This window comes from Nonomuraea jabiensis (assembly GCF_014204795.1).
In the GTDB taxonomy this organism is placed as follows: domain Bacteria; phylum Actinomycetota; class Actinomycetes; order Streptosporangiales; family Streptosporangiaceae; genus Nonomuraea; species Nonomuraea jabiensis.
The window spans coordinates 9,428,597-9,453,091 of the sequence record NZ_JACHMB010000001.1 but is presented as its reverse complement, the minus strand read 5'-3'; the positions used below and the strand labels follow the sequence as shown (position 1 = coordinate 9,453,091).

At 68.7% G+C, this 24,495-nt stretch carries 24 protein-coding genes and 1 pseudogene; 4 read left to right on the top strand and 21 right to left on the bottom strand.

Going from position 1 to position 24,495, the window contains the following annotated elements; translation table 11 throughout:
- Positions 1-4: 4 nt before the first annotated feature.
- On the bottom strand, positions 5-886 hold the full coding sequence (locus HD596_RS43145) for a nucleoside hydrolase (protein WP_221519814.1): 882 nt from the start codon (positions 884-886) through the stop codon (positions 5-7).
- A gap of 219 nt (positions 887-1,105) precedes the next feature.
- On the opposite strand from HD596_RS43145, the gene HD596_RS43140 reads away from it, so the two are divergent.
- Positions 1,106-2,098, top strand: a complete 993-nt coding sequence (locus HD596_RS43140) for a sugar-binding transcriptional regulator (RefSeq protein WP_185075172.1) — start codon at positions 1,106-1,108, stop codon at positions 2,096-2,098.
- A 66-nt stretch (positions 2,099-2,164) separates the two neighbouring features.
- Here HD596_RS43140 and HD596_RS43135 read toward each other — a convergent pair whose 3' ends face one another.
- The 9 genes and pseudogenes from HD596_RS43135 to HD596_RS43100 all read right to left on the bottom strand — a co-directional run bounded on the left by HD596_RS43135 (position 2,165) and on the right by HD596_RS43100 (position 10,819).
- Complete coding sequence (locus HD596_RS43135) at positions 2,165-2,983, bottom strand: 3-keto-disaccharide hydrolase (RefSeq protein WP_185075171.1); 819 nt, start codon at positions 2,981-2,983, stop codon at positions 2,165-2,167.
- Positions 2,970-3,134 carry a hypothetical protein gene (locus HD596_RS60825; protein WP_221519813.1) on the bottom strand — a complete coding sequence of 55 codons (165 nt, stop codon included), beginning with the start codon at positions 3,132-3,134 and terminating at the stop codon, positions 2,970-2,972. Before HD596_RS60825 ends, HD596_RS43135 begins: the two co-directional genes overlap by 14 nt.
- Before the next feature lie 27 nt (positions 3,135-3,161).
- Complete coding sequence (locus HD596_RS43130; RefSeq protein WP_221519812.1) at positions 3,162-3,614, bottom strand: hypothetical protein; 453 nt, start codon at positions 3,612-3,614, stop codon at positions 3,162-3,164.
- A 17-nt stretch (positions 3,615-3,631) separates the two neighbouring features.
- Positions 3,632-4,576 carry a TolB family protein gene (locus HD596_RS43125; protein ID WP_185075170.1) on the bottom strand — a complete coding sequence of 315 codons (945 nt, stop codon included), beginning with the start codon at positions 4,574-4,576 and terminating at the stop codon, positions 3,632-3,634.
- The gene (locus HD596_RS60820) at positions 4,573-5,520 is read right to left on the bottom strand and encodes a heme-binding protein (protein ID WP_221519811.1); all 948 of its coding nucleotides are present in this window, start codon (positions 5,518-5,520) and stop codon (positions 4,573-4,575) included. The genes HD596_RS43125 and HD596_RS60820 overlap by 4 nt, the downstream gene beginning before the upstream one ends.
- A pseudogene (locus HD596_RS60815) lies at positions 5,436-5,813 on the bottom strand (Gfo/Idh/MocA family protein); the annotation flags it as partial. The pseudogene HD596_RS60815 and the gene HD596_RS60820, both read right to left, overlap by 85 nt.
- A gap of 334 nt (positions 5,814-6,147) precedes the next feature.
- A complete protein-coding gene (locus tag HD596_RS60810) occupies positions 6,148-6,444 on the bottom strand; it encodes a hypothetical protein (RefSeq protein WP_221519810.1) in 297 nt (98 codons plus the stop codon).
- A 98-nt stretch (positions 6,445-6,542) separates the two neighbouring features.
- On the bottom strand, positions 6,543-7,262 hold the full coding sequence (locus tag HD596_RS43105) for a Tn3 family transposase (protein WP_221519809.1): 720 nt from the start codon (positions 7,260-7,262) through the stop codon (positions 6,543-6,545).
- A gap of 386 nt (positions 7,263-7,648) precedes the next feature.
- Positions 7,649-10,819 carry a S8 family serine peptidase gene (locus HD596_RS43100; protein ID WP_185075168.1) on the bottom strand — a complete coding sequence of 1,057 codons (3,171 nt, stop codon included), beginning with the start codon at positions 10,817-10,819 and terminating at the stop codon, positions 7,649-7,651.
- A gap of 122 nt (positions 10,820-10,941) precedes the next feature.
- On the opposite strand from HD596_RS43100, the gene HD596_RS60805 reads away from it, so the two are divergent.
- Positions 10,942-11,508, top strand: a complete 567-nt coding sequence (locus HD596_RS60805) for an RNA polymerase sigma factor (protein WP_221519808.1) — start codon at positions 10,942-10,944, stop codon at positions 11,506-11,508.
- Here the strand turns inward: HD596_RS60805 and HD596_RS43090 are convergent.
- The 5 genes from HD596_RS43090 to HD596_RS65210 form a co-directional block, all read right to left on the bottom strand.
- Positions 11,505-11,966 (bottom strand): hypothetical protein, encoded by a 462-nt coding sequence (locus HD596_RS43090; RefSeq protein WP_185075167.1) that lies wholly within the window; start codon positions 11,964-11,966, stop codon positions 11,505-11,507. The two genes, HD596_RS60805 and HD596_RS43090, sit on opposite strands and share 4 nt — an antisense overlap.
- A 17-nt stretch (positions 11,967-11,983) precedes the next feature.
- The gene (rph, locus tag HD596_RS43085; protein ID WP_185075166.1) at positions 11,984-14,632 is read right to left on the bottom strand and encodes a rifamycin-inactivating phosphotransferase; all 2,649 of its coding nucleotides are present in this window, start codon (positions 14,630-14,632) and stop codon (positions 11,984-11,986) included.
- A complete protein-coding gene (locus HD596_RS43080; protein ID WP_185075165.1) occupies positions 14,629-15,258 on the bottom strand; it encodes a TetR/AcrR family transcriptional regulator in 630 nt (209 codons plus the stop codon). Before HD596_RS43080 ends, rph begins: the two co-directional genes overlap by 4 nt.
- A 280-nt stretch (positions 15,259-15,538) precedes the next feature.
- Positions 15,539-15,820 (bottom strand): Tn3 family transposase, encoded by a 282-nt coding sequence (locus tag HD596_RS65215; RefSeq protein ID WP_313047650.1) that lies wholly within the window; start codon positions 15,818-15,820, stop codon positions 15,539-15,541.
- Positions 15,760-15,984, bottom strand: coding sequence for a hypothetical protein (locus HD596_RS65210; protein WP_313047717.1), 225 nt, complete (start codon positions 15,982-15,984; stop codon positions 15,760-15,762). The genes HD596_RS65215 and HD596_RS65210 overlap by 61 nt, the downstream gene beginning before the upstream one ends.
- A 122-nt stretch (positions 15,985-16,106) precedes the next feature.
- Between HD596_RS65210 and HD596_RS43070 the strand changes: the two genes are divergently transcribed.
- Positions 16,107-19,145: a Tn3 family transposase gene (locus HD596_RS43070; protein ID WP_185075163.1), complete on the top strand. Its 3,039-nt coding sequence runs from the start codon at positions 16,107-16,109 to the stop codon at positions 19,143-19,145.
- Here the strand turns inward: HD596_RS43070 and HD596_RS43065 are convergent.
- The 4 genes from HD596_RS43065 to HD596_RS43050 all read right to left on the bottom strand — a co-directional run bounded on the left by HD596_RS43065 (position 19,130) and on the right by HD596_RS43050 (position 22,548).
- Positions 19,130-20,050, bottom strand: a complete 921-nt coding sequence (locus HD596_RS43065; protein ID WP_185075162.1) for a recombinase family protein — start codon at positions 20,048-20,050, stop codon at positions 19,130-19,132. The two genes, HD596_RS43070 and HD596_RS43065, sit on opposite strands and share 16 nt — an antisense overlap.
- A 224-nt stretch (positions 20,051-20,274) precedes the next feature.
- Positions 20,275-20,724, bottom strand: a complete 450-nt coding sequence (locus HD596_RS43060) for a DUF6069 family protein (RefSeq protein ID WP_185075161.1) — start codon at positions 20,722-20,724, stop codon at positions 20,275-20,277.
- A 64-nt stretch (positions 20,725-20,788) separates the two neighbouring features.
- Positions 20,789-21,607 (bottom strand): ABC transporter permease, encoded by an 819-nt coding sequence (locus tag HD596_RS43055; protein ID WP_185075160.1) that lies wholly within the window; start codon positions 21,605-21,607, stop codon positions 20,789-20,791.
- Positions 21,604-22,548 (bottom strand): ATP-binding cassette domain-containing protein, encoded by a 945-nt coding sequence (locus HD596_RS43050; protein WP_185075159.1) that lies wholly within the window; start codon positions 22,546-22,548, stop codon positions 21,604-21,606. Before HD596_RS43050 ends, HD596_RS43055 begins: the two co-directional genes overlap by 4 nt.
- 85 nt (positions 22,549-22,633) lie before the next feature.
- On the opposite strand from HD596_RS43050, the gene HD596_RS43045 reads away from it, so the two are divergent.
- Positions 22,634-23,413 carry a TetR/AcrR family transcriptional regulator gene (locus HD596_RS43045; protein WP_185075158.1) on the top strand — a complete coding sequence of 260 codons (780 nt, stop codon included), beginning with the start codon at positions 22,634-22,636 and terminating at the stop codon, positions 23,411-23,413.
- Positions 23,414-23,972: 559 nt separating this feature from the next.
- Here HD596_RS43045 and HD596_RS60800 read toward each other — a convergent pair.
- The gene (locus HD596_RS60800; protein WP_246555285.1) at positions 23,973-24,260 is read right to left on the bottom strand and encodes a winged helix-turn-helix domain-containing protein; all 288 of its coding nucleotides are present in this window, start codon (positions 24,258-24,260) and stop codon (positions 23,973-23,975) included.
- A gap of 8 nt (positions 24,261-24,268) precedes the next feature.
- Complete coding sequence (locus tag HD596_RS60795) at positions 24,269-24,463, bottom strand: hypothetical protein (RefSeq protein ID WP_221519807.1); 195 nt, start codon at positions 24,461-24,463, stop codon at positions 24,269-24,271.
- Between the last annotated feature and the right edge of the window lie 32 nt (positions 24,464-24,495).

Here is a 24,495-nt window from a genome sequence, read left to right as displayed (position 1 = left end):
TTCACTAAGGGTGCTTGCGCCCGAACGCTCGGATCTTGGCGAACATGTCCGCCAGCAGGAAGCGCACGTCGATCTCCTCGACGACCCTGATCGGGTGGTTCGAGCCGGGCAGGTGCGAGCCGTCGGCGCCGAAGCGGGAAGCGGGCCTCACCCGAAGGTTCCCGCTCCCAGGGAAGAGCATCAGCGCGATGGCCGGCGAATCCCCCAGGGAGCGGGACTCGATCGGCGCGGGGTGGTAGGTGGCGTTCCACTCGTGCAGTTGCTTGATGAGGTACCGGCCGAGTGGCCCGGCGTCACCGATCTCCTCCTCCAGCTCGGCGTAGCTCACCGACACCTTGGTGTAGACGTCGCGCGGCACCTGCCACACGGTGACACCGGAGCCGAACACCACGTTGGCGGCGTGGATGTCGTTGGAGAGGTTGAACTCGATCCGCACGCCCTCGTCGTAGCCGCGGTAGCCGGAGCCACCGATCCAGATCACCACCACCGGGCGCCGCACCAGCTCGGGGTCCAGCAGGATCGCCGAGGCCATGTCGGTCAGCGGACCGAGAAAGGCCACATAGAGCGGGTCATCCTCGGTCGCGAGCCGCGATTCCTCGATGATCAGCCGCGCGCCGGGCGAGTCCACCGGGGTGACCTCGTCCGGCAGGGCGGTCGCCGCGCCGTTGGCCACAGTGACGGAGCCGGTCAGGTGGAGCAGGTCGAGCAGGAGGTCGATCTCCTCGCGGGACTCCTCCATGCTGCGCTGCGATCGCCGGGTGCCGAAGTGAGCCGGGATCAGTCCCCTCACGTCGAGAGTGGGCGACAACAACCCGTGCACGATGGCGAACTGGTCATCAGCTTCGTTCTTGGCGTCGGTGTTGATGATCACTCTGCGTTGGCGCATCGCGGTCTCCAGGCATTGCATAATTATGCGGTAGCGCATAATATTCCGTGTCCGTAGATTGGCTGATCCGAGCATGTCTGTCAATAACTCCGAGCAACCTTCCCCTGTGAGAACCGCCGGCTCTCGACGGGGCCTGGGCTCTGCGTGCGCGACGAGTGGCCCTACGGATGGACAATGTTGGGCGATACAACTCCGCGACGACGAAGGGGACGGATCCTGATGGCTCTGCATGCGAGCGGCGCCGGCCGGTCCGCCTCCGACGGGCGGGTGCGACTGATCACCAAGGTCGCGCACATGTACCACGAACAGGGCATCCGCCAGGCCGACATCGCCGACGCCCTGCACATCTCCCAGACGAAGGTGTCCCGGCTGCTGAAGCGGGCCGGCGAGATCGGTATCGTGCGGACGGTGGTCGTCGTCTCCCAGGGCGTGCACCTGGCTCTGGAGCAGGGCCTGGAGAGCCGGTACGGCTTGCGGGAGGCCGTCGTCGTCGACGTCGACGGTGACGAGTCAGGGATCATCGCCGGCATCGGCTCCGCCGGAGCGGCCTACCTCGAGTCGACCCTGGCCGGCGGGGAGCGCATCGGCATCTCGCCGTGGAGCCAGACCCTCCTGTCGGTCGCCGAGCGGCTGCACCCGCTCCGCGTGGCCGGCGCCGAGCGCGTCGTCCAGCTCGCCGGCGGTGTCGGCGAAGGCGCCGTCCAGGCCAAGGCCAACCGGCTGCTGAGCCATCTCGCCGAGCTGGTCGGCGCGGAACCGATCTACGTTCAGGCTCCCGGCCTGGTCAGCACCGCCGAGACCCGCCGCAGCCTGGTCACGGACACGGCCATGCAGTCGGTCACCGAGGAGTGGCAGAGCCTCACGATGGCACTGGTCGGCATCGGCAGCGTGCAGCCCTCGCCGCTGCTGCGCGACAGCGGCAACGCCATCGCCCCCGCCGACCAGGACCAGCTCATCGCCGCCCACGCGGTCGGCGATGTCTGCCAGCGGTACTTCAACGCCACCGGCGAGCTGATCCACAGCGACCTGAACAGCCGCGTCGTCGGCATCGACCCGGAAGTCCTGCGCGGGATCCCGCGCCGCATCGGCATCGCCGGCGGCGAGCGCAAGCACGCGGCCATCCGCGCGGCGATCAGCGGCGGCTGGGTCAACGTGCTGATCACCGACGTCGCGACCGCCCGCGCGCTGCTCGACGAGCCCTCCCAAGGGTGAAGGACGCGAACCTCCACGCCGGGGTGCGCAAGGCTGCGAGCCAAGCTCCTTGATCCGGATGTTTCGTCATCTGCACGCCGCGCCGTGTCCCCAGCGGGCCTCGCCGAACACGGCGTCGTTGTCGTGCACCTCGAACGCGAGGTGGCCGCTGCCGCCGAGAGTGGCGAGCACCGCTTCGGGGTCGTAGTGGGGTGACTCGAGGGTGGCCGTGTCCAGCTCGGCGATCTTGAGCCCGTTGACCCAGGTGGTGATCACGGGTAGGGCGCCGACGGCCCGGATACGCAGCTCGTTCCAGTCACCCCATCGCCACACGTTCAGGAAGTCCTCGACGTCGGCCGCGTGGCCCAGCCTGCCGATCTTGTCGGGTGTGACGGGCTCCGTGCTGGTGGCGGGATCGTCCGCCTGGAGCCCGATGACCTCTCCGTTCGCGTCACGCAGGGAGCGGATGGCGAAGGGGACGGCGGAGAAGCCGGCCAGGCCGTTGCCGAAGAACCCGCCGATGCCGCCGGACTCCCGGTGGTCGAGCAGGACCTGGAAGCCTTCCCAGGTGTCCGGCCGGCGCCGGATCATGATGCCCGTGTCGGCGGGCCAGTCGGGTTGGGCTTCGAGGGAGAGCTCGAAGTCGCCGAACGCGCGGTCGCTGACGAGGTAGCCGCCGTAGCCGCTGCCGGGTTCGTCCTGCCGTCCGACGATCGCGCCGTCCTCGACCGTCCATACGGCAGGGTGCTTCTCCGGCTCGTGCGGAGGATCGATACCGCGCTCGGCCAGGACCTCGTGCACGTGCGGTCCGCCCGGGTAGAGGCTCCCGTACACGCGCGGCACCGCATGCCAGCCCTTCAGCGTGCTCCCGTCGAAGAGCAGGACGAAGCCGTCATCGTCGAACATGTCGATCGTTCAGGACCCGGTCGGCGTAGTCGGCGATGACCTTCTCGGGGACGGCGCCGGCCCAGCGCAGATGGCCGGTGTTCGGGCCGAACCACAGCGCGCTGCCCGCGGTGGCGTCCAGCACGGCCCGCACCTCTGCCTCGACCTCCACGGTGGAGCCGACGTGCGGGTGCAGCCCTTACCGGACACCCTCGGCGGTGGCCGCCGCGGCCGCCGCGAGCCCATCGGCGATCACGAGCGTGCGGTCGGCGTCCGGGGCGAACCCGACGGCGGGGTGCGCGATGCGGTCAGGGATCAGGTCGGTGGCGATGAAGGCGGTGTCGACACCGAGCTGCAGGTGCGCGTGCGCGTGCCGCTTGATGTCCCCGACGGCCTGGGCATGCCGTTGCCGGTCGTGGAACGGCGCGGAGAAGTACCCCGGCGCGGCGGCGAGGGAATGCTCCGACAGCAGCGCCCCGTACTCCGCAGGGGTCATGTCCGCAGGCAGTTCGATGGTGAGATGGGTGAAGCCGACCTGGGAGAGGGCGGTCATCGCCTCCTGAAGGATGCCGCGGTCGAGGCGGTAGCCGCCGTCGCCGAGGATCCACGGCAGGGGGTTGATCGCGGTTCGATGCTTCAGGGTGGTGCTCACAGGGTTCTCCTTGCCGGTCAGTCGTTCCGGGAGTCTGTGGGGTAGTCCACGAACGCGAACGCCGACCCGTCGGGCGCCCAGCTGGGGACGTTGATCGTGCCCTGCCCGCCGCGCAGCGCCACCAGCGTCGTCGGCTCCTGCCAGGCGTCGACTGAGACGAGCCGCAGCTCGACGGGGAGGTCTGCGGGGTGGCCGGTCGTGCCGGGCGGGTAGCTGAGGTACACGGCGACATCGCCGGTGGGCGCGACGTGCGGGAACCAGTTCACCCGCTCGTCGAAGGTGAGCTGCTCCAGCCCGGTCCCGTCCGGCCGTACCCGGGCCAGTTGCGCGTGTCCTGGGGCGGTGGAGAACTGTTCGGTGTTGAACACGATCCACTCACCGTCGGGCGTCCACTCGCACCCGTCCGCCGGGCCCGGGTCGGTGGTGACCGCGACGTCGTCCTGCCCGTCCAGCCCGACGGTGTGGATGGTGGCCGAGGCCCACCAGTTGTCGCCTTCCGGTTGCAGGCGCACGTAGCCGAGGCGCTGCCCGTCGGGGCTGACGCCGTGCAGGAAGTGCATCCCGCCGTCCTCGACCGTCACGCGGCGGGCCGCCCCACCGGCGAGGGGGACCTCCCAGATGTGCCAGTCGTTCGCGGATGCGAACATCGTGGCGCCATCGGGGGCGAGCACGTGGTCGTTGTTGACGTCGGGCAGGCCCGTCGCATGGATCTGACGTGGCGGGGCGGGAGGGTCGACGCGACTGCCGGCAGGGCCGTCGGCAGGGCCATCGACGGGCAGGAGCCAGAGCTTGCCGTCGCCGTTGACGAGGAGCTGCCCGTCCGTCGTCCAGTTCGGCGCCTCGTAGAGCCGGTCGCGGGACTCGAACACGGTACGCACGGTGCGGGTCGCGCGGTCCCAGACGCGGATGCGCGCGGACTGGCCAGGCCGCAGCACCCGCTGCGGGATCTTCTCGTCACTCACTTGCCGGCCTCCTCCGCGAGGTGAGCCCGGATCCCGGCGACGATGAGGTCATGGTCCTCCATCGAGGACAGGCCGGACGCGGTCGCGGCGGCGACGACCCCGCGGACGTGGATGGGGAACGATCCGCCGGTGACCGCGTAGTCCGGGCCCAGCCATCCGATCGCCGCCGGGTTCACGCCGGCAGCGGACAGGCGGGCGTCGACCAGGGCGCTGCTGTTCTCCATGCGCAGCACCACCGCGGCCTTGCGGTCGATCCACACGTCCTGGTCAGGGGTGATGCTCGGCAGCGCGGCGCGGAACAGGATCAGGCCGGGCCGGCGGATGTCGATGCCGACCTTGTGCCCGGCTTCCTGCGTGATCGCGGTGATGCGGGAGCCGAGCCGCCAGGCGTCGGCATGGTCGAACGCGTCGAAAGCCAACTCCTGTTCCTGCTGCTCGAGCTCGGTGATCAGATTCGTCATGGGCGGGCTCTCCCTCGGGTCGCGGATGGTTTCAGGACCCGGCGAGCTGGGCGCGGGCCTGGTCGATGGTGGCGATGATCGAGACGGTCTCCTCCAGCGGGTGCACGGGCGGCCCTCGCCGACGAACCGGGTCAGGGCGGTCGCCTCCCACGAGAGCCCGTCGAAGCCGCGCAGCCCGGTCGGGTCGCTCCACCGCAGCGTCGGCGAGAAGTGGTCGGCACCGGACAGGGTGAACGAGGTCGGCGCGTAGAAGGCGCCGTCGATGCTGACCGTCGCCGCGGTCCCGGCGATCACTCCCGTCATCGTAGTGCGGGCCTGGATGGACGAGTACAGCGTCGACAGCGCACCCTGCTCGTGAGTGAGCACGAGCGTCGAGTACGTGTCCACCCCGGTGTCCGTCATCGCGCCGACCGCGACGACCCCCGTGGGAGCGCCGAGGACCATGGAGGAGAGCTGCACCGGGTAGACGCCCAGATCCAGCAACGCCCGCCACCTTGCTCGGGTCGGTAGAGCCGGTGCTGCGGATCCGCGGTGATCGCCTGCCCGTGGTCGGCCAGCACCGCCCGCACGTCGAGCACTCCGTCGGCGAGGAGCTTGCGGATCACCGAGGTCTGCGGCAGGTACCGGCTCCACATCGCCTCCATCACCAGCACGTCGGCAGCCCGCGCCGCCTCCGCGAGGGTGCGCGCCTCCGCCGCGGTGACGGTGATCGGCTTCTCGATGAGCACGTGTTTGCCTGCCGCGATCGCCGCCAGCCCGACCGCGAGATGCGCGCTCTGCGGGGTCGCACGTAGAGGGGTACGGGGACTATTTCCTCAGAGAACAACGCTAAGGACTTTCCCCAGGTCAGCACGGGTGAGCTGAGCGTCGCTGTCGCTTCTGTCGTGGCTTAGGGGCCCCCGCTCGGGTCCGCGCCACCAGCCGCAAAGTAATGCTAGGTAGCCGTTGTCACTTTGCGTGGTCGCGAGACTGGTCATCTCAGGGAAGGCTGTACGCGCCGCGCGGCTGACCCGGACTGGAGCAAACGGCATGGTGGGTTCGTTGTCGCGGGCGGGAGTGCTGCCCGCCGACGAAGTACGCGGAAAGCCGGGGTGTCGCGAGGGCGAAGGGTCAGGGCCCTACCAGGGCGGTGATCAGTTTGCGCGCAGCGGCTTTGGTCAAACGCCGCAGTGCCTGACCGGTCTTCTCGTCAGTTCCGCGCGGCGCGATCCCGGTGCCTTGGACCACGGTGTTGAACGCGGTATCGAATCGCTCGCGCCCTACCTTGCCGACCAGGGTGGTGAGGTACTTCAGTTGGGCGTCGGTGGGCGGTTTCGGCGCAGCTTTGGGCCGACGTTCGCGACGCGCCGCAGCGTCGGTCACTTTGCGATCTTTGGGTGCGGCCTGGCTTCGGTCGACAATCGTCACCGACTCGACTCAGCCCGTGCCGGGTTTGCCGGTGACGGCCTTCCAGAGGGCATCGGTGGTCAGCGCGGAGACCTCGACGTGCTCACGGTCGTCGCCGGTCAGATCACCGGCCTGCCGTAGAAGATGTCCTTGTTGGCCCGGCCGAGTTCCTCGATGGCGCGGTAGGTGGGGTGCTTGGGGCCGCCGCGGGTGAAGCGGCGCAGCATCTGGTGGGCCTCGGCGGTGCCGAGCCGTAGCGCCGTCGCGTACTTGATCATCTGGTCGTACTGGTTGGCGATCAATTCCCAGTCGATGGTCTTGCCCGACAGGACGCCCTCCAGCTGCGGCCAGGCCTCGCCCTCGGTCAGGCCCGGCCGGTACAGGCGGGCCGAGCCGATGTTCTTCAGCCGGGGCAGCAGTTTGAAGTCCAGCAAGTGCGAGAACGCAAAGCCAACGATCGAAGCTCCGTGGGTATCGGTGTACTGGCGATCGATCTCCGCGCTGGTCAGATGACGCAGCAGGCCCTCGATCATCGAGGCCACCTCGGAGTCCGTCGTCGACCGTACTTGGCTGTAGATGCAGACATTTTTGCGCTCCACGTGCCAATACACCATGATCCCGGCGCCGCCGTAGCGCTGGTGCCACTCGGTCATGAAGTTCGCCGACCAGGAACCGAACTTGCGCGAGTCCGACGCGCACGTCGTGCCGGGCCCCCACAGCGAGACGTCGCGTACCTCCAGTGTCTTGTTGACCACCGTGCGGATCGCGGCGTGCAGGTTGTCGCGGTTGACGAACAGGCGGCGGGTCCGGCGCAGCGCGGCCTCGGTGTCGGCCTCCATCCCCTCGATCGCCGCCGTGGGCCTCGCTGTAGTCCTGGGGAAATTTCCAACGGACTTGCCTGACCTGCGACGATGTACGCCCCTGTGGTTCTGCCGGCCGACACCTGACAGCGTTTGTCGATCCGCTGCGACAACGATCGCCGACGAGCAGCACCGCGAACCGCACAAGACCGAGCCGATGCAGGCGATAGGAGGCGACCAGGTCAGCATCAGGGCTGCGGCTGGCGGAGCGGACACCTTCGGTGCCGGCTCCGCCAGCCGCAGGATTTCACTGTCCATGATCTATGAACGCGCCGCCCCTACCGATCCGCTGCTTCTCCACGTCGAAAATGATCCGGAGAAAGATCTGGTCCGCCCTCGCCAGGGTCGTTTTCGCCCCAGTATGTTCAAGCGAGGGGTCTTGCTGCGGACGAGCCAGGTGTGAGATGTGAGGCCGGGCCGACGGCGTAGGCTCGGATGATCGTCTGGGTCAGGGTGGTGCCGGACGTGCCGTGGGCAGTAGCCCTCAGCGAGGCGAATCCGGGCGTGCGCGGGTTGGGTATCGTGGCGGTCCATCCCGTGGCGGTGCGCTGGGCCGGGATGGTACGCCAGCTCGTGCCGTCGTCGGAGGAGAGCTCCAGCTTGAGCGTGGAGGGAACGCCCTCGACCTTGATGGGCAGTTCGGTCAGTGAGCCGGGCGTGGCGCGGTTGAGGTCGTCGAGTCCGCGGGGCGCGTAGCGCACCGCCATCAGCGGTAGCGGCCGCTCGGTCTCTGTACGCGCTGACCGGAAGGTCCACACGCTTTCCACCGCCGTGGACAGCGCGGAGCCGGGCACTTGCCTGCGCATGGACGCCCGCAACGTGTAGAGGCTCGATTCCGCCGGCAGCGCGGCTTGGAGACGGCAGCTTTCCCACCGGTCGAGCGCGCAGCCGGCGAGGGGCACCTCGGCGAGCACGTGCCCGTTCCGGCTGAGGGTGGCGGTACCGGTGGCCGCCGCGTCCGCTCCGACCCTGCCAGGGGCGGGGTCAGTGAACAGCCCGACGGTGGAGAAGGTCAGCGTATCCCCGGTACGGCTGCCGCGGATCCCGGCTGTCGCGGGACCGGTCACCGCGGCGTTCCAGGTTTGCCGGGTGTGCTGTCCGGGCTTCATGGCCTGGCCGTCGTCGGCGAGGGTGTACGTGCCGAGCTCGAGCATGCTGTCCCAGGTCAGGCCGGGCGTGCGGTAGTAGGTGAGCGTACCGGGCAGGTCCAGGTCCTGCGGCGGCGAGGCCAGGGACACCGGCCAGTCGTCGCGGAAGCGCGGGCCGCTGAGGGGCAGGCCGGTGGCTGCTGTGGCGGACGCGCGGAAGGTCGCGCTCACCGCGGCCAGGTCCTTCTGCCTGGCCGCGTAGGTGGGATCTTCGGGTAGCCCGCCGGCGCGGTGGTCGGCGAGGTCGTACAGGTACGGGCTCGGCACGGCGTCCTTGCTGAACCAGATGGTCCGCAGCAGGTAGCGCAGGCCCTCCTGGCGTGCGGGGACGATGAAGAGCCTGGTGTTGGGATCCTCGCTCGACCAGCTCGCGATGCCCCAGGCGCCGTGTGACAGGCTCAGCGAGTGGCCGCGTGCGGGGGCCGCGCTCGGATCGTCCAGTGTGACCCGTGCCGGATTGCCCTTGCGTGCGTCCACGACCACCTGCTGGTCGCGGTCGGCGATGCGCACCGCGGTGTGGGCCACGGTCTTGCCGTACGCCCGCTCGCTGAAGTCGGCATACAGATTCCACTCGCCCACGGGCAGGCGGGCCTTGCCGATGCCGTCCTGGAAGGCGAGTTCGTGGACGGCGCCGGTCTTCGGGTCGTACAGCTCGACGTACGGCTGGGCTGGGTTGCCGTCCCTGCCGACGACGCTCACGGTGAGGTTGTACGACTCCGGCTCGACGTACGCGCCGGCCGACGTGCGGATCACGCTCTGGCCGGACCTGGCGGTGACGACGCCGGGGTAGTCGCCCGGCGCTTTCTGGCGGGCATCGACGGTGAGGGTGAGCGACGCCTCGCCGTTCGCGGGCACCTCCAGTCGCTTGGTGGACAGCTTCAGCATCTCCCCATCGGCGGCCAGGTCGACAGTGGCCGGGGTGTCCGCGGTGTTGGCGTAGGTGAGGGTCCTGGTGGCCACCCGCTCGCCCTGGCCGTTCCAGGGGAAGGTGGCCCACAGATCGCCCGGTAGGGCCACTATCTGCTGGTCGACGGCGCGGGCCACGTCCACCCGGCCGGTGCCTTGCTGGTACGGCGTCGCACCGGCCGAGGGCGCGGCGCTGCCGATGAGCGCCGCCTTGAGCTGCTGGCCGGTCCATTCGGGGTGCTTCTGGGCCAGGATCGCGGCGGCTCCCGTCACATGTGGCGCGGCCATCGAGGTGCCGCTGAGCGTCTGGTAGGCGCCGCCGGGTGCCGCGGCGACGATGTCCACGCCCGGCGCGGTGATGTCCGGCTTGATCGCGTGATCGCCCTGCCGCGGTCCCCGGCTGGAGAAGTCGGCGATCCGGTCCGACCTGTCGACCGCGCCGACGGTGAGAGCGGCGTCGGCGCTGCCGGGGCTCGATATCGTGCCGGGCCGGCCGCTGTTGCCGGCGGAGACGACGAACAGCGTACCCGTCCGCTCCGACAGGGAATTGACGGCCTCTTCCAGGGGGTCGAGCTCCAGCGTGTCGGGCCCGCCGAGACTCATGTTGACGATCTTGGCCTTGACTTCGAGGGCGGCCCATTCCATGCCCGCCAGCACAGCGGAGTCGGCGATGCCGTCCTCGCCGCCGACCTTGCCGATGGCCAGCTTGGCGTCGGGCGCGACGCCCCGGTATTTCTGCCCGGCTCCGGCGACGGTCGAGGCGATGTGGGTGCCATGGCCGAGGGTGTCGCGGATGTCAGGATCCTCGCTGAAGTTGCGTTCGTAGGCCACCGCTCCCTTCAGATCTGGGTGGTCGGGGTCGTAGCCGGAGTCGAGTACGGCTACGGTGACGCCCTTGCCGGTCAGGCCGAGCTCCCAGGCCGTGGTCGCTCCGATCTGCTTGACGCTCTGATCGAGGTCGAAGGAGCGGCGGCCGTCCAGCCAGAGTTTCGTGTTCCCCGTGCCCAGGGCGCGGGCGCCGCTGGTCAGGTCCTTCCACGCCTGGCCCGCGCTCTCCTTCGGCACGCGCAGCGTGGTCATGCCGGCGCCGGCCAGTTGCCGGGCCTGGCGGGCGGCCGCGGGCATCTGCGCCGACTGGGCGATCAGCGGTATGTCGGATCTGCGGGCATCGTCATAGCGCCAGGCCAGCAGCTGGGTGACGTCGAACAGCCGCCGGTCGAGCATGCCTCCGGCCACCAGCGTCCGGGCGTCGGACGGAATCACGTACAGATGCCCTTGGCGCCTCTGGCTGGTGAAGTCCACCTGCCGGCCGGGGCCGGGAACGACGCGGAAGCCGTTGCCGGCGACCATCACCCGGTCGCCGGTGATCAACGTCACACTGTTCGACGTGCCGGTGCCGGCGGGCGCGGCGGATGAGGGCGTGGGGGTTGCCGCGGCCGCTCCCGCCAGCAGGGCGGCCATGAGCGCATTGCGTAAGGTCATCGTGGGCCTCTCGGGCACGGAAAGATTGGCTGGTCCGTTGTTGCCCGCAGGTCCTGGACGAGTTCACGCACCGGGCTCGTGGCCATCAAGAACTCGATTCGTCCCATCGGGAAACAGCAGGCATGACACGAACCCCACCGGAGGAGATGGTCGAGGCGGATGACGCCGAGCTCATCCGCCGGTCACTCGACGACCCGGAGCAGTTCGCCGGCGTGTTCGACCGGTATGTCGAGCAGATCCACCGCTATGTCGCGCGGAGGCTGGGCGTGCAGGCCGCCGACGACATCGTGGCGGAGACGTTCCTGACCGCCTTCCGCTGCCGCGCCTCCTACGACCACGCGCAGCCGCTGGCCAGGCCATGGCTGTACGGCATCGCGACCAACCTCATAGCCAGGCAACGGCGCGATGAGGAGCGGTTCCTGCGGGCGCTGGCGCGTTCCGGTGCGGAGCCGCCGCCTGCGGGGTCCAGGCTATGGCGGGCGGCGAACGCGGGCCAGCGCGGATCGCCCGCCTTACCCGGCGCCGCCGGGCAATCCGTACTGGAGCACCTGCTCGTGGCTGAGCGCGATCTGTTCCACGCTCGACCAGCAGCCGCAGGTCCGGGTGAACCAGTTCGTCAAGATCGCCTCACCGCTCGCGTCATGGCCACCAACGTAGGCCAGCACCGCCGGCCGGGGATCGGCGGCTAGCTGATGCCGTAGAGGCCGATGGTCATCAGGGCGACGGAGACGAACTGGATGGCGGCGCGGAACTTGTTTCGTCTGCCGAGGATGTCGCGCCACGCGCGGATCGCGGCTGTGTCGTCGGGGTCGAGCTTGTCGTAGATCATCTGGTAGGTCGGCAGGATGACTGGTTTGCTGATGAACGTCGATGCGGCGACGGCGACGATCGCTCCGGCGGTGAACCAGAGGTTGTCGAAGCCGTAGATGATGAAGTACGGGATGAACAGGACGACGTGCAGCGTGGCGGTGATGATCAGGTAGGGCGAGCGTTGCGCGCCTTTGTGGAGCGGCTTGAGGAAGTTCCGGAATGCGCGCTCGTCGAGGGTCAGCATGGCCTTGTGGAGGACTCCGGCGATCACGGCGAGTGCGTCGGCGCTGGCGAGGTTGAGCAGCAGGATCAGCAGTTCGAAGTAGGATCTGGTCACGTCGGTCGGGTGTCCGTTCAGTCGAGGAGTTCGACGTAGCCGGCAGTGCCGTTGACCCGGATGCGTTGGCCGTCACGGATCAGCCGGGTGGCGTTCTCGACGCTGACGACGGCGGGCAGCCCGTACTCGCGGGCCACGATGGCGCCGTGGGTCATCATGCCGCCGACCTCGGATACCAGGCCGGCGATGGTCACGAAGAGCGGGGTCCAGCTCGGGTCGGTGAACGCGGTGACGAGGATGTCGCCCGCTTCGGTCCGTGCCGCCTGCAGGTCGTGGATGACGCGAGCGCGGCCCTCGACGACGCCCGAGCAGACGGGTACGCCGATCAGGGCGCCGTCAGGCAGGTCACCGGTGTCGTAGCTACCGGTGACGACCTCGCCGGCCGAGGTGATGACGCGGGGCGGGGTCAGCCGCTGGAAGAGGGCGTCGTCGCGCCGGCGCTGGTCGATCAGGGCCTGGTCGGCTCGGTGAGTGTGGGCGGCCTGCCGGAACTCCTCGAAGCTGAGGTAGTCGGCGTCGCCGGGGTCGCGGATGACACCCAGGCCGGCCAGACGCACGGCTTCGCGTCTCAAGGCGTGCTTGTAGATCAGGTGCCGTTGCATGAGGGCGTACTTGGGGTACTCGCGGAAGCCGATGAAGTTGCGGTAGAGACTGATCATCTTGCGGGCCCGCTTGGCCTTGCGCCGGCCTGTCGAGTGTTCGAGCCGGCGGATGATCCGCTCGGCCGTAGCGTCGGCTTGCTGGAGTTTCTCCTGGAAGAGGCGGGCGTGGGAGGCGGGCGGGAAGTTGTTGATGTTGTTGAGGATGAGCGGGACCAGCATGGTGGGTTGTTCGGCCCAGCGGGTTCTGGTGATGTCGATCTCGCCTGGGCAGCGCATGCCGTACCTGTCGAGGTAGTCGTGGATCGCGGCAGCCGCGTCGACACCGCCGTCGATCGCGGCGAGATCGTCGAAGAACGTCTTGTCGTCGGCGTGTTCCAAGTAGGCCAGGACGGCGGGATGCCTGCGGACGACGTCGGCGACGTCGAGCAGTTCGAGTCCCATCTGTGCGGTCACGTTGTTGGACAGCGACTGGGCCAGGACGTCTGTGGCGTTCTCCTCGCCGGGCATGTTCTTCACGGTCTTGTTCAGCCAGTGCTGTGCGTACAGCATGACGAAACCGATGCCGTAGTTGTCCAGCACGACCTGGCGGTACTGGACGTCCATGTCACGCACGATGAAGTCGAACAGGTCGGCGCCGGTCCTGCCGGTGATCGCCTTCGCGACCTTGGCGGCTTCCTTGGTGTTGGCCTCGATCACCTGGTCGACCAGGCCGGGATCGTTGCGACGGTAGACCGACAGGGCCTGCAGCAGCCCGGACAGGATCTGACCGAGCGAGCCCCCGGTGATGCCGAACGACATGCCACGAGGCAACGTCCGCACATAGTCCTTGCGCTCCAGGACACTCGCCAGTGCCTTCTGGATCAGCAGGTCCGCGGACCCCAGCCCTCTGTAGACGAAGATCTTGGCCGCGTACGAGGAGGATAGGTCACGCGACACGTCCATGTAGATCCGGCCACCGGCTCCCACGGTTGGCTGGCTGGCGAGCTTGCGAAACCCCATCTGGAACATCGAGATGCCCAAAGGCCGCATCACGTCGGTCATCTGCTGTTGGTGGCTCATCGACATGTAGACGTGGTTCTTGCCGTCCTTTTTGCTGTCGTCCGACTGCGGAATCGGGAACAGCGTCGTGATCGCACGCGACTGCAGGACGTAGACCTTTCCGCCGGCGAGACACCACTCGATGTCCTGTGGCCGACCGAAGTGCGTTTCAATGGCGCGGCCGGTCTGCTCCAGTCGCAGGATCTGCTGGTCGGTCAGGGTCTGGGTGTGCTGCTGCTCGGTGCCGAGCTGCACCTGGCGGGTGCCGCCCTCGGGACGGGCGTAGATCGCGACCTGCTTGGTCGAGATCTTCCTGCTGGTGATCTCACCGGACCGGACCTTGTACAGATCGGCGTCGACCAGGCCCGACACGAGTGCCTCCCCCAAGCCGAAGCCGGCCTCGATCGACACCGTCGTGCGGTCGGAGTTGACCGGATCCGCGGTGAACATGATGCCCGACGCCTCGGGGAACACCATTTCCTGTACGACGACAGACAGGTACACCTTCTGGTGGTCGAAGCCGTTCTGCATGCGGTAGACCACCGCGCGTTCGGTGAACAACGACGCCCAGCACCGGCTGATGTGGCGCAGGACCGCGTCCGTGCCCACGACGTTCAGATAGGTTTCCTGCTGCCCGGCGAACGATGCGTGGGGCAGGTCCTCGGCCGTGGCGCTGGAGCGGACCGCGTACGGTACACACTCCCCGCGCTCGGCGAGCCGAGTCGTGACCGCCGCTTGGATGTCTTCTGGGATCGGGGCGCTGTCGATCAGAGCCCGGATGCGCGCGGCGAGAGCGTTGAGCGCGGCACGATCGTCAACCTCGAGCTGGCCCAGCTGGGCCAGCGACTCGGCCAGACCCTCGATCCGGGCGGTCGCCGCTCGGTATGCCTCGGTTGTGACACAGAAGCCGCCTGGGACCTCGATCCCCTCGATCCTGGACAACTCGCCGAGGTTCGCGCCCTTGCCGCCCACCAGTGGCAGCGCCGTGTCGTTGATACCGTCGAAGTCAAGGACATGGCCGCTCATGCCACGGTGCCTTCCTGGTCGGCTGGTACGCCTGGCCGCACCTCCGCGATGCCGGGCACGGTTATCGGGCTGGAATAGACCTGTGCGGCCACGTGGTGGACGCGGTACAACGTCGCCGGGTCGTCGGGGTCGGCGTCGAGAGCGGCCGCGATCACCTCGTACATCGCTTCCGTGCCGATGGTGAACGCGTGTACCGCGGCCGCGAACCCGCGCACGTCCTGCACACCGGTCACCGGGTTGGCGCGGAAATACTGCTCGAGCAGGTCCACGCCATTGCGGAACGTCTGTGCCCCGAACTCTGACCCGTCCAGCACTGACCGTCCCAGGTAGCGACCGAGCTCGGCGCGGCGCCGATCCAGAATCGGCTCCAGGCCCTTCGCCATCCGGGCGAGGTTCTGCTCCTTGATCTGGGCCAACTCCGCGACCACTGCCTGGTCGCAGGCCTGGCGCAACCCCGCCTTCGAGCCGAAGTGATGCCTGATCAGGCCTCCGGAGACCCTGGCCGCCTTCGCGATGTCGGTCACCGACGTGGCCGCGTAGCCCTTCTCGGCGAACAACCGCATCGCCGCCTCACGCATCCGCGCACGCGCCGTCATGTCAACCGCCTCCGCCGCCTGCTCACCCACCGTGGGCACCTCATTTCTCGTGATGCTATACGATCATATAGCAGACTATATGAACATATAGCGGCCGGGAAACATGCCTGGAACCTGCGAGGGAAACGCTGCCGCCCGGATTCAGTCCGCTTCGGGCCAAGAACCCCGACAGCGACACGCCGAAGACCACTTCGACCGCCGGGCCCAATCAGCCGCGGACAAGAACGAGGTCCGCGACAACAACGACAACCGCTGAACGGGCAGCCCAGCAGCGCCACCGGTTGCGTGAGGGCGCCGGACCCGATCGTGGTCAGTCCTGTTCGTCGTCTTCGGCCGTGGCATCGCGCAGCGGCCGCAGGTTCCCCGGCATCTCCGGCCAGGTGAACGGGTAGCTGCCGTGGAAGGTGATGTGCTCCCAGATCAAGGGGGACAGCCGTGCCCGGATCTCCGGGCCGATCACCAGGTTCCCGTCCGCCTGCAGAGCTTTCACGGCGGCGTCAATGTAGAGACTGTTCCAATAGATGATCGCGTTCAGACCCAGACCGAGCGCACCCAGCTGGTCTTCCATGCCCTTCGCACAACCCTGGCGCAGCTGGCCGAGGTTGCCGAAGAAGACGCGGCGGGCCAGGCCGTTGCGACCCTCCTGCCGTCGGGGACCTCCAGGGTCTCCAGCAGTTCGCGCCGCAGCTCCACCGGCGTCCGCTCGGCCAGCACGACGTTGATCGCGTCCAGCTCCTCCTTGCGCACATCCCGCACGAGCCGCTCCAGTAGGCCTTCGGGGAGGATCGGACCGGATTTTGGCGCTACAGAGTCGATCTTGACGACGATTCGGTGACGACGCCTGTTTGCCCTGGTTGAGCGCCCTAACGTGCCTGCTCATGCCTGTGGATTTCCTCTCAGATGAGCAAGTAGCCCGCTATCGCCGGTTCCGGCCCGAGGTGTCGGTGGCCGAGCTCGAGCAGTTCTTCCGGCTGGAAGCCAAGGCGCTGCAGGCGCTGGCGAGTAAGCGCCGTCCGACGACGAAGCTTGGGTGGGCGGTGCAGTGGGGCACCGTGCGGATGCTCGGCACCTTCCTGGCCGAAGACCCGCTCAACGTGCCAAGGGACGTGTTGGAGTTCGTCGCCGAGCAACTCGGCATCGACCCGGCGTGTGCGCCGGAGTATCTGACCCGGCCGAAGACCGCCTACGAGCACGCCTGGGAGATCCGGGATCTGCTGGAGCTGTGGGAGTTCTCCAAACGCGAGCAGGAGGTCCGCGACTACCTGGCCGCCCGGGTCTGGTCGACGGTCGAAGGGCCGCGGGCGTTGTTCGACCGTGCCGTGGTGCACATGCTGCGCGAGGGCATTCTGCTGCCCGCGGGGATCACGACGCTGACCCGGCTGATCAGTGAGGTGCGCCGGGCCGAGCACGCCCGGTTGTATCGCACGCTGGCCGAGCGCGCCGGCCCGGAGCTGCGGGCGAGGCTGGCCGAGCTGCTGCAGGTGCCCGCCGATCGGCGAGTGTCGGAGCTGGAGCGGCTACGTACCGCGCCGACGCGAGCCTCGGGCCGGGTGATGGTGGCGGAGCTGCATCGGGTGGCCGAGATCGGCGGTTTGGGCGCCGGGGCGGTGCGGGTGGAGCCGGTGCCGGCGGTGAAGCTGTCGGCGCTGGCCCGCTACGGGTTGGCCTCCAAGGCGCCGACATTGCGGGATCTGGAAGGCGATCGGCAGGCGGCCACGTTGCTGGCCACCGTGCGGCGCCTGGAGACCTCGTCGGTTGATGACGCCCTGGACGTGCTGGATCTGCTGATCACCTCCAATCTGCTGGCCCGGGCGGAGCGGGCGGGCAAGGCCGAGCAGCTGCGCACCTTCCCGAAGTTGCGCAAGGCGGCGCGCACGATGGCCTCGGCGGTGGAGGTGCTGATGTCGGCGCCGGAGGCGGCCGAGGATCGGCTGGTGTCGCTGGTGGAGGTGTGGAAGGCGATCGAGGAGGTGGTGCCGCGGGAGAAGCTGGCCTCGGCGGTGGAGACGGTCGCGGCGTTCGTGCCTACGACTGACGATGACGCGGCCGCCGAATGGCGGGCCGAGCTGGTCAAGCGCTACCGCACCGTGCAGGGCTTCATCGAGCTGCTGCTGGAGGTGATCCGTTTCCGCGCGGTCGAGGCCGGCAGCGCGGTGCTGGCGATGGTGCGCACCGCCGCGGCGATGGCCAAGAGCCGCCGCCGCTACGCGCCGGGCGGTATCGCCGCGCATGAGGCGCTGATCAGCGGATCGTGGCGGCCGCTGGTCTACCGCAACCCGGATGTGCCGGAAGGGCAGATCGACAAGGCCGCGTTCGTGCTGTGCGCGGTCATGCACCTGCACCACGCGCTGCGCCGGCGCGATGTGTTCGCCGAAGGGTCCGAGCGCTGGAGCGACCCGCGGGCCCGGCTGCTGGACGGGGACGCGTGGCAGCAGGCGCGGCCGCACGTCCTCACCTCGCTGGAGCTGGAGGTCGAACCGGCCGGGCATCTGGCCGAACTCGCCAGTGCGCTGGAGGGCGCTTATGCCAGGGTGCTGGACGGCTTGGGCGCCAACACCGCGGTGCAGTTCGTCGGCGGCCGGCTGCAATTGGAGAAGCTCGGCGCGGTCGAAGAGCCGCCCTTGATGAAGGAGCTGCGGAGCCTGATCGACGGCATGCTGCCCCGGCTGGACTTTCCCGAGCTGTTGCTGGAGGTGTTCGACCGCACCGGCCTGCCGGGCGACTTCACCCACATCTCCGGAGCCGACCCTTCAATGGAGGATTTCGGGGTCAGCCTGGCCGCGCTGATCGTGGCCGAGGCGTGCAACGTGGGCCTGGTGCCGATCGAGAAGCCGAACGTGCCCGCCCTGACCCGGGCCCGGCTGCTGCAGGTGGATCAGGGCTACCTGCGCGGCGAGACGATCGCGGCGGCCAACGCCCGCTTGATTGCCGCCCAGGCCGAACTCGACATCGTCCGGTGCTGGGGTGGCGGGCACATCGCCTCGGCCGATGGGCTGCGCTTCGTGGTGCCGGTGCAGAACCTGCACACCGGCCACAATCCCGTCTACTGGGGCCGCCAGCGCGGCGCGACGTGGCTGAATGTGGTCAACGACCAGGTGATGGGCATCGGTGGGCTGGTGGTGCCCGGGACGCTGCGCGACTCGCTGTTCATTTTGGACGCCATCCACAACCTCGACGGCGGCCCGAAGCCGGAGACGGTGGTCACTGACACCGCCAGCTATTCCGACATCGTCTCGGGACTGTTCGCGATCTGCGGCTACCAGTTCTCCCCGCGTATTGCCGACCTGGCCGACACTCGGCTGTGGCGCACCAACACCCGCGCGGTCTACGGGCCGCTGGAGCACATGTCCCGTCACACTGTCCGGTTGGACAAGATCCGCGCGCACTGGGGCGACATGCTGCGGGTGGCTGGCTCGCTGACGATGGGGACGGTGCGCGCTTACGACCTGATCCGGATGTTGTCGGCCGATGGCCGCACCACCGGCCTGGGCGAGGCGTTCGCGCACTACGGCCGGATCTCCAAGACGCTGCATCTACTGCAGTTCATCGCCGACGAAGGCTATCGGCGGATGATCGGCACCCAGTTGAACGTGCAGGAGGCCCGCCACCGCCTGGCGCGGAAGATCGCCTTCGGCAACCGGGGCCAGCTGCGTCAGCGCTACCGCGAGGGCCTGGAGGACCAGCTGGGCAGTCTGGGTCTGGCGTTGAACGCGGTCATTTGGTGGAACAGCCTGTATCTGGACGCTGCCGTCAAACACCTGCGCGAGCAGGGGTTCCCGGTCACCGACGAGATGTGCGCGCGGTTGTCGCCGATCCAGTACGAGCACATCAACTTCCTAGGCCGCTACGCCTTCTCCCGCGCTGATGTGGCCGGGGGCTTGCGTCCCTTCCATGAAGGTGCTCACGAGGGCGCTTGAGCCCCAGCGTGGCCAGGGCGGTCAGGCGCCGAGGCCGGACCGGCGTCCTCGGCCAGCACCCGATAGACGCTGGCCAGTGACGGGTGCCGGCCCTTGTTCTTGCCCGCGGGGATGACCAGCTTGGCCGCGATCTCCGGCACCGACACGCCCCGGGCGCGCAGGCTGCGGGCGTAGGCCGCCATGTCGTCGTCGAATACCTTGGGACGGCCGCCGTGGCGGCCACGCTCGCGCGCCGAGGCCTGGCCCTCCATCGACTTCTCCCGGATGTACTCGCGTTCGGACTCGGCCATCCCGGCGAAGAACGCGAACAGCGCGGCCCCGTGGCCGCTCGGGTCGTACACCCCCTGCAGCGGACCGGTCAGCAACTCCAACTGGATGTCGGCCCGGCGCAGTTCCTCGGCGATAGTGAGCAGTTCGGCCGCGCCGCGCCCCAGGCGCTTCATCTCGTGCACCGTGAAGATCACCCGCTGGTGCGGGACCGCCGACTTGATCGTGCGCGCGAAATCCAGCGCCTTGGTGAATTCCGGCCGCACCTTGATCCGAGTGCTGATCTTCTCCGAGAAGATCGGCTCGCAACCCGCTGCCGCCAGGGCGTCCAGCTGGCTCTGCAACTCCTGCTGTTCGGTGGAGCACCGGGCGTAGCCGACCCGGGTCGGCCTGGCCCCGGCATCGGCGACGGCCGCCTCGCGCGCCGGGCCTGTCACCCAGGCCCGCCCCGGACCGCGATCGGCGGGCGTGCGCACCTCCAGCTCGGTCCGAAGCTGCGGCACCAGCATGAAGCGCGGCGTGTGGTACTTCGGCGCGACCTTCCCGCCCCGGGTCCGGCAGGCGCTGCCCGCCGGTGCCTGGCACATGGGACAGTCGAACGCCTCGACCGCAGCGGCCGGGTCGGCAAGATCACTCATGTCTCAAAACCTACCGCGACCTGTGTTGTGAGAACGCGGTTTTGGGAGAGGTTATGAGAACGACGCCCGGGGACAAACCCGACACGACCGCTCGGGTGGCGGGGTCTGTCAGAACTCCTCATTTCTGAGAACAAGATCAGCCCCACTCGAGGGCTCACGGCGTCGTTCTTGGCCCAGATGAGTCCTGAACGGAACGTCAAACCAAGCCGCTTCCGCCCAACCCGCTACCGCGACTTTTCATTCGCCTGCCGCTCACCCACCGACAGGCGGCGGGCGATGGCCGGGACCACGATCGCGGCGGCGATCACGTGCGCCAGCATCAACAGCACCTTCGTGGTTACGGACGCGTCCATGAGCACATCCGGTACCAGCGAAAACACGGTAAGCACCACCGTGGCACGGACAAATACCGTGCGCGGACGGCGAACCGTGCGAGCCAGCACCAGCGCCAGCACCAGCCCCACCACGGAGAAGACAACGGTCAGCACCGCGAACCCGAGCACCGTTATCGGCATGCCGCCGATAACGAGGCTGATCCCGGCGAACTGACCCGCGGCGGCGACGGCCGCGGTTGCCGCGCCGGCGACCGCTGCGGCGATCGAGCCGCCGATGATCAGCGGTCGGGCGGGAGAGGTAGCGGTGGTGGTGCCGTCTTCGTGAGCGTTTTGCGTCATTATGATGCCTTTCGGGGGAGAGCTATTCGGCGGAGAACATGCGGTTCACGGATGCCTGGAGCGGTCAGCGGCCTCTGCGGGTGTAGGCGCGCAGCGACAGCGGGACGAAGATCACCAGCAGTGCGGCCGACCAGAGCAGGACGGTGGTCACCGGATGGGCGAGTGGCCAGGCCACATCCCCGGATGGGGCCCCCGGGTTGCCGAACAGTTCCCGTGAGGCGGCGGTGAGCGCGCTGACCGGGTTCCAATCGGCCAGGAAACGCAGCCAGCCCGGCATGCCGTCGGTCGGGACGAACGCGTTCGACAGCATCGTGAACGGCAGGCCCAGCGGCACCATCGCGTCGGCGACCTGGTCATTCTTCACTGCCAGGCCCACATAGACGCCCACCCAGCTCAGCGCGTACCGCAGCACGATCATCAGCAGGAACGCCTGGGCCGTGGGGATCAGGCCGCGGTGCGGCTGCCAGCCCACCAGCAGGCCCGTTCCCCCCATGATGGCCAGCATCAGCAGGCCGGTCAGCAGGTCGGCGCCGGTCTGCCCGAACGGCACCGCCAGGCGCGCCATCGGCATGGAGCGGAACCGGTCCATCACACCGCGGGAGGCGTCGGCGGCCACCCGCGTCATGACGCCCAGCCACGCGGAGAAGGTCACCATAGCGAACAGGCCGGGCATGAGGTACTCGCGGTAGTCGCCGCCGCCGGGCACCTGGATGGCGCTGCCGAAGACGTAGCCGAACAGCACCACCATGACGGCCGGGAAGATCAGCGCGGCGACAATCTGCCCAGGTTCTTGCCGCAGCCGGCCCAGCTCGCGGCCGACCAGGGTCAGCCCGTCGGCGAACGTCCAGCGCAGGCGGCCCAGTGGTGAGGTGAGAGCGGTCATCGGACGGACTCCTTGCGGTCGGTGAGGCGCAGGAACACCTCATCGAGGGTGGGGCGGCGCAGGCTCACGTCGGCGGCGGCGACCCCGGCGCCGTCGAGCTCGCGCACGATGTCGGCGAGCCGGAGGCCGGTGGCGGGCACGGCGACGCTGAGCCGGTCGCCGTCGGTCGGCGTGGCTTCGGCGCCGGCCAGGGCATTCAGGACGGCCGCCGCCGTCGCGAGTGCAGCGGGATCTTCGAGGACGACGTCGAGGCGGTCCCCGACCGTGGCCTTCAGCTCGTCCGGAGTGCCGGTGGCGATCACTTTCCCGTGGTCGATGACGGCGATGTCGTCGGCCAGCCGGTCGGCCTCGTCCAGATACTGGGTGGTGAGCAGCACGGTGGTGCCGTCGGCCACCAGTTCGCGGACGCTGTCCCAGATCTTGCCGCGGCTGCGCGGGTCCAGGCCGGTGGTCGGCTCGTCCAGGAAGAGCACCTCGGGGCGCAGGATGAGGCAGGTGATCAGGTCGAGGCGGCGCCGCATGCCGCCGGAGTAGCCATGAACCGGCCGGTCGGCGGCGTCCGTCAGGCCGAAGCGCTCCAGCAGCTCATCGGCCCGCCGGTGCGCCGCGGGCCGGGACAGGTGATAGAGCCGCCCGAACATGCGCAGGTTGCCGCGGCCGGTGAGCTTCTCGTCCACGGCGGCGTACTGGCCGGCGAGCCCGATTCTGGCCCGCACCTGGCCGGCGTCGCGGACGACGTCGTATCCGGCGATGCGGGCGTGTCCGGCGTCGGGATCGGACAGGGTCGCCAGGATGCGCACCGCGGTCGTCTTGCCGGCACCGTTCGGCCCCAGCACCCCGCAGACCGTCCCTTTCCGGACGCTCAGGTCCAGGCCCCGCAGGGCATGGGTGCCGCCGAAGGACTTGTGCAGCCCTTCGGCGACCACGATCGGATCTGTCATGACCCCTCCACTGAGTACGTTGTACGCGGTTGTGGCAGTCAGAGTAGGTTACTGAGTACCATGTACGCAACAAGGAGGTGAGGCGGTGACCGACGCCGAGTACGCGAACATCTGGATGCGCCCCGAGCGCCCCGCCCGGGGGCCGAGACCGGCCTACAACCGCGCGCAGATCGCCGAGGCGGCGATCCGGATCGCCGACGCCGAGGGACTGGAGGCGGCCACCATGCGGCGCATCGCCGCCGAGATCGGCGCCGGCGCGATGTCGCTCTACCGCTACGTGCCGAGCCGTGACGACCTGATCGAGCTCATGGCCGACCGGCTGCAGGGCGAGATCGACGTCGAGGGCATGCCCTCGGGCGACTGGCGCGCGGATCTGACGCGCTACGCCGACGGGCTGCGGGCGATGTGGCTGCGACACCCGTGGATCGCCACCGTGCAGCGGTCACTCCCCAGCTTCGGCCCCAACCAGCTGCTTGTGATCGAACGGGTAATGGGTGCCCTCGACGCTCACGTCTCCATCGACGAGAACCTCGCCCTCATGGCCATCCTGAACGGCTACGTCGAGGGCGCCGCCCGGGAGGAAATCAGCTGGGCCGAGGAGGTCCGCCGCAGCGGGCTCAGTGAGTCGGAGTGGATGGCGCGGAGCGGCCCGTACGTCGAGCAGCTGCTGAAGAGCGGGGAGTACCCGATCTTCAGCAAGATCGTGATGAAGGCGCACCGGTTCCACCTGAGCCGCGACGACCAGTTCCGGTACGGACTCCAGCGCGTCCTCGACTGCATCGCCGCAGCCCTCCCGCAGGCGGCCGAATCTGCGATGGCGGCGCACCGAGAGGGGCCGGGAGAACAGGCCAGGGCAGGCTTCTGAAAGCACCTAGAGCCACCATGGCCACGCAGAGCTTGAAAGCCGTCTCGATGAACTAGGTCGCCGTCGATTCGGCGATCCGGCCATGGCCCTGTACCGCTACGTGCCCGGCAAGACCGAACTCGTCGAATTGATGGTCGAAGCCGTCCTCGCCGAACCTCCCGACCTGTCGGCCGCCGGCGGCCCGAGTCGACCAGGCCTTCGAGGAGGCTGAGTGCAGAAATTAGCGGTAGGGAGTTGATCTTCGTGCCGGTTCGGTGACAGGCACCGTTTTGGCAGGTCGCGGGGCTTACGTTCCTGGGCCATGCCGTTCGAATTTCTCTCCGACGAACAAATCGCCCGCTATGGCCCGTCGGGGTCCGCTCCAGGTCCGTCCAGAGTGGTAGGCCGACCGTGAGGAGAGCTGAACTCCCTGGCGGGAACAGGGTGCAATCGTTATCTTGGGTTGTTGGCCCCTTCTCGCAGTTCAGAGCGATATGATCTTGTCAGGCATGTAAGGCACGGTGCTGAGCCGGGCAGCCATAAGCGCGAGGTTCGTGGCCTTGTCCCGCAAGCGCGGTGATCACCAGGAGGTGGTCGGCGCGCGTCCGCCGTTCATCCCTTCTGCATGGGCTCGGAATCCCCAAAGGTGCAACGAACCGTGTTTCCGAACCCCGCCAGCGGCAGACCAGCGAGGTGCGACGCAGGAGACCGGGGGAAGGGCGCCGTCCGTCAGCTTGTTCTGGCGCAGCACATTGGCATGCTCGCTCGCACTGGACAACGAGACCCCCGTGTAGCTGGCCAGTTCGCTGGTGGTGCAGCCCGGTGCCCGGGCGATGCAGGAGAGGATCTCCGCTCGGGTCCTGCCCAACAGGGCCTCTAGGCCAGTGCCCGCGACGGCGTTGAGGGTAGCCCTGCGGCGGGCCCAGCCAGATAGGCGGCGATGGACGTGGCCACTACCTCGGCGGTCGCCGGATCGGCCAAGTCGTCGAAGTGCGCCGCGAGCCTCTGGACCACCCGCTGGGCGTGGGTGGCCCGGGCCGCGGCCTGCTGCTGGGATCGGCTAATCATCATGGATCGCTCATCTCCTGGCACGAACACCGCGG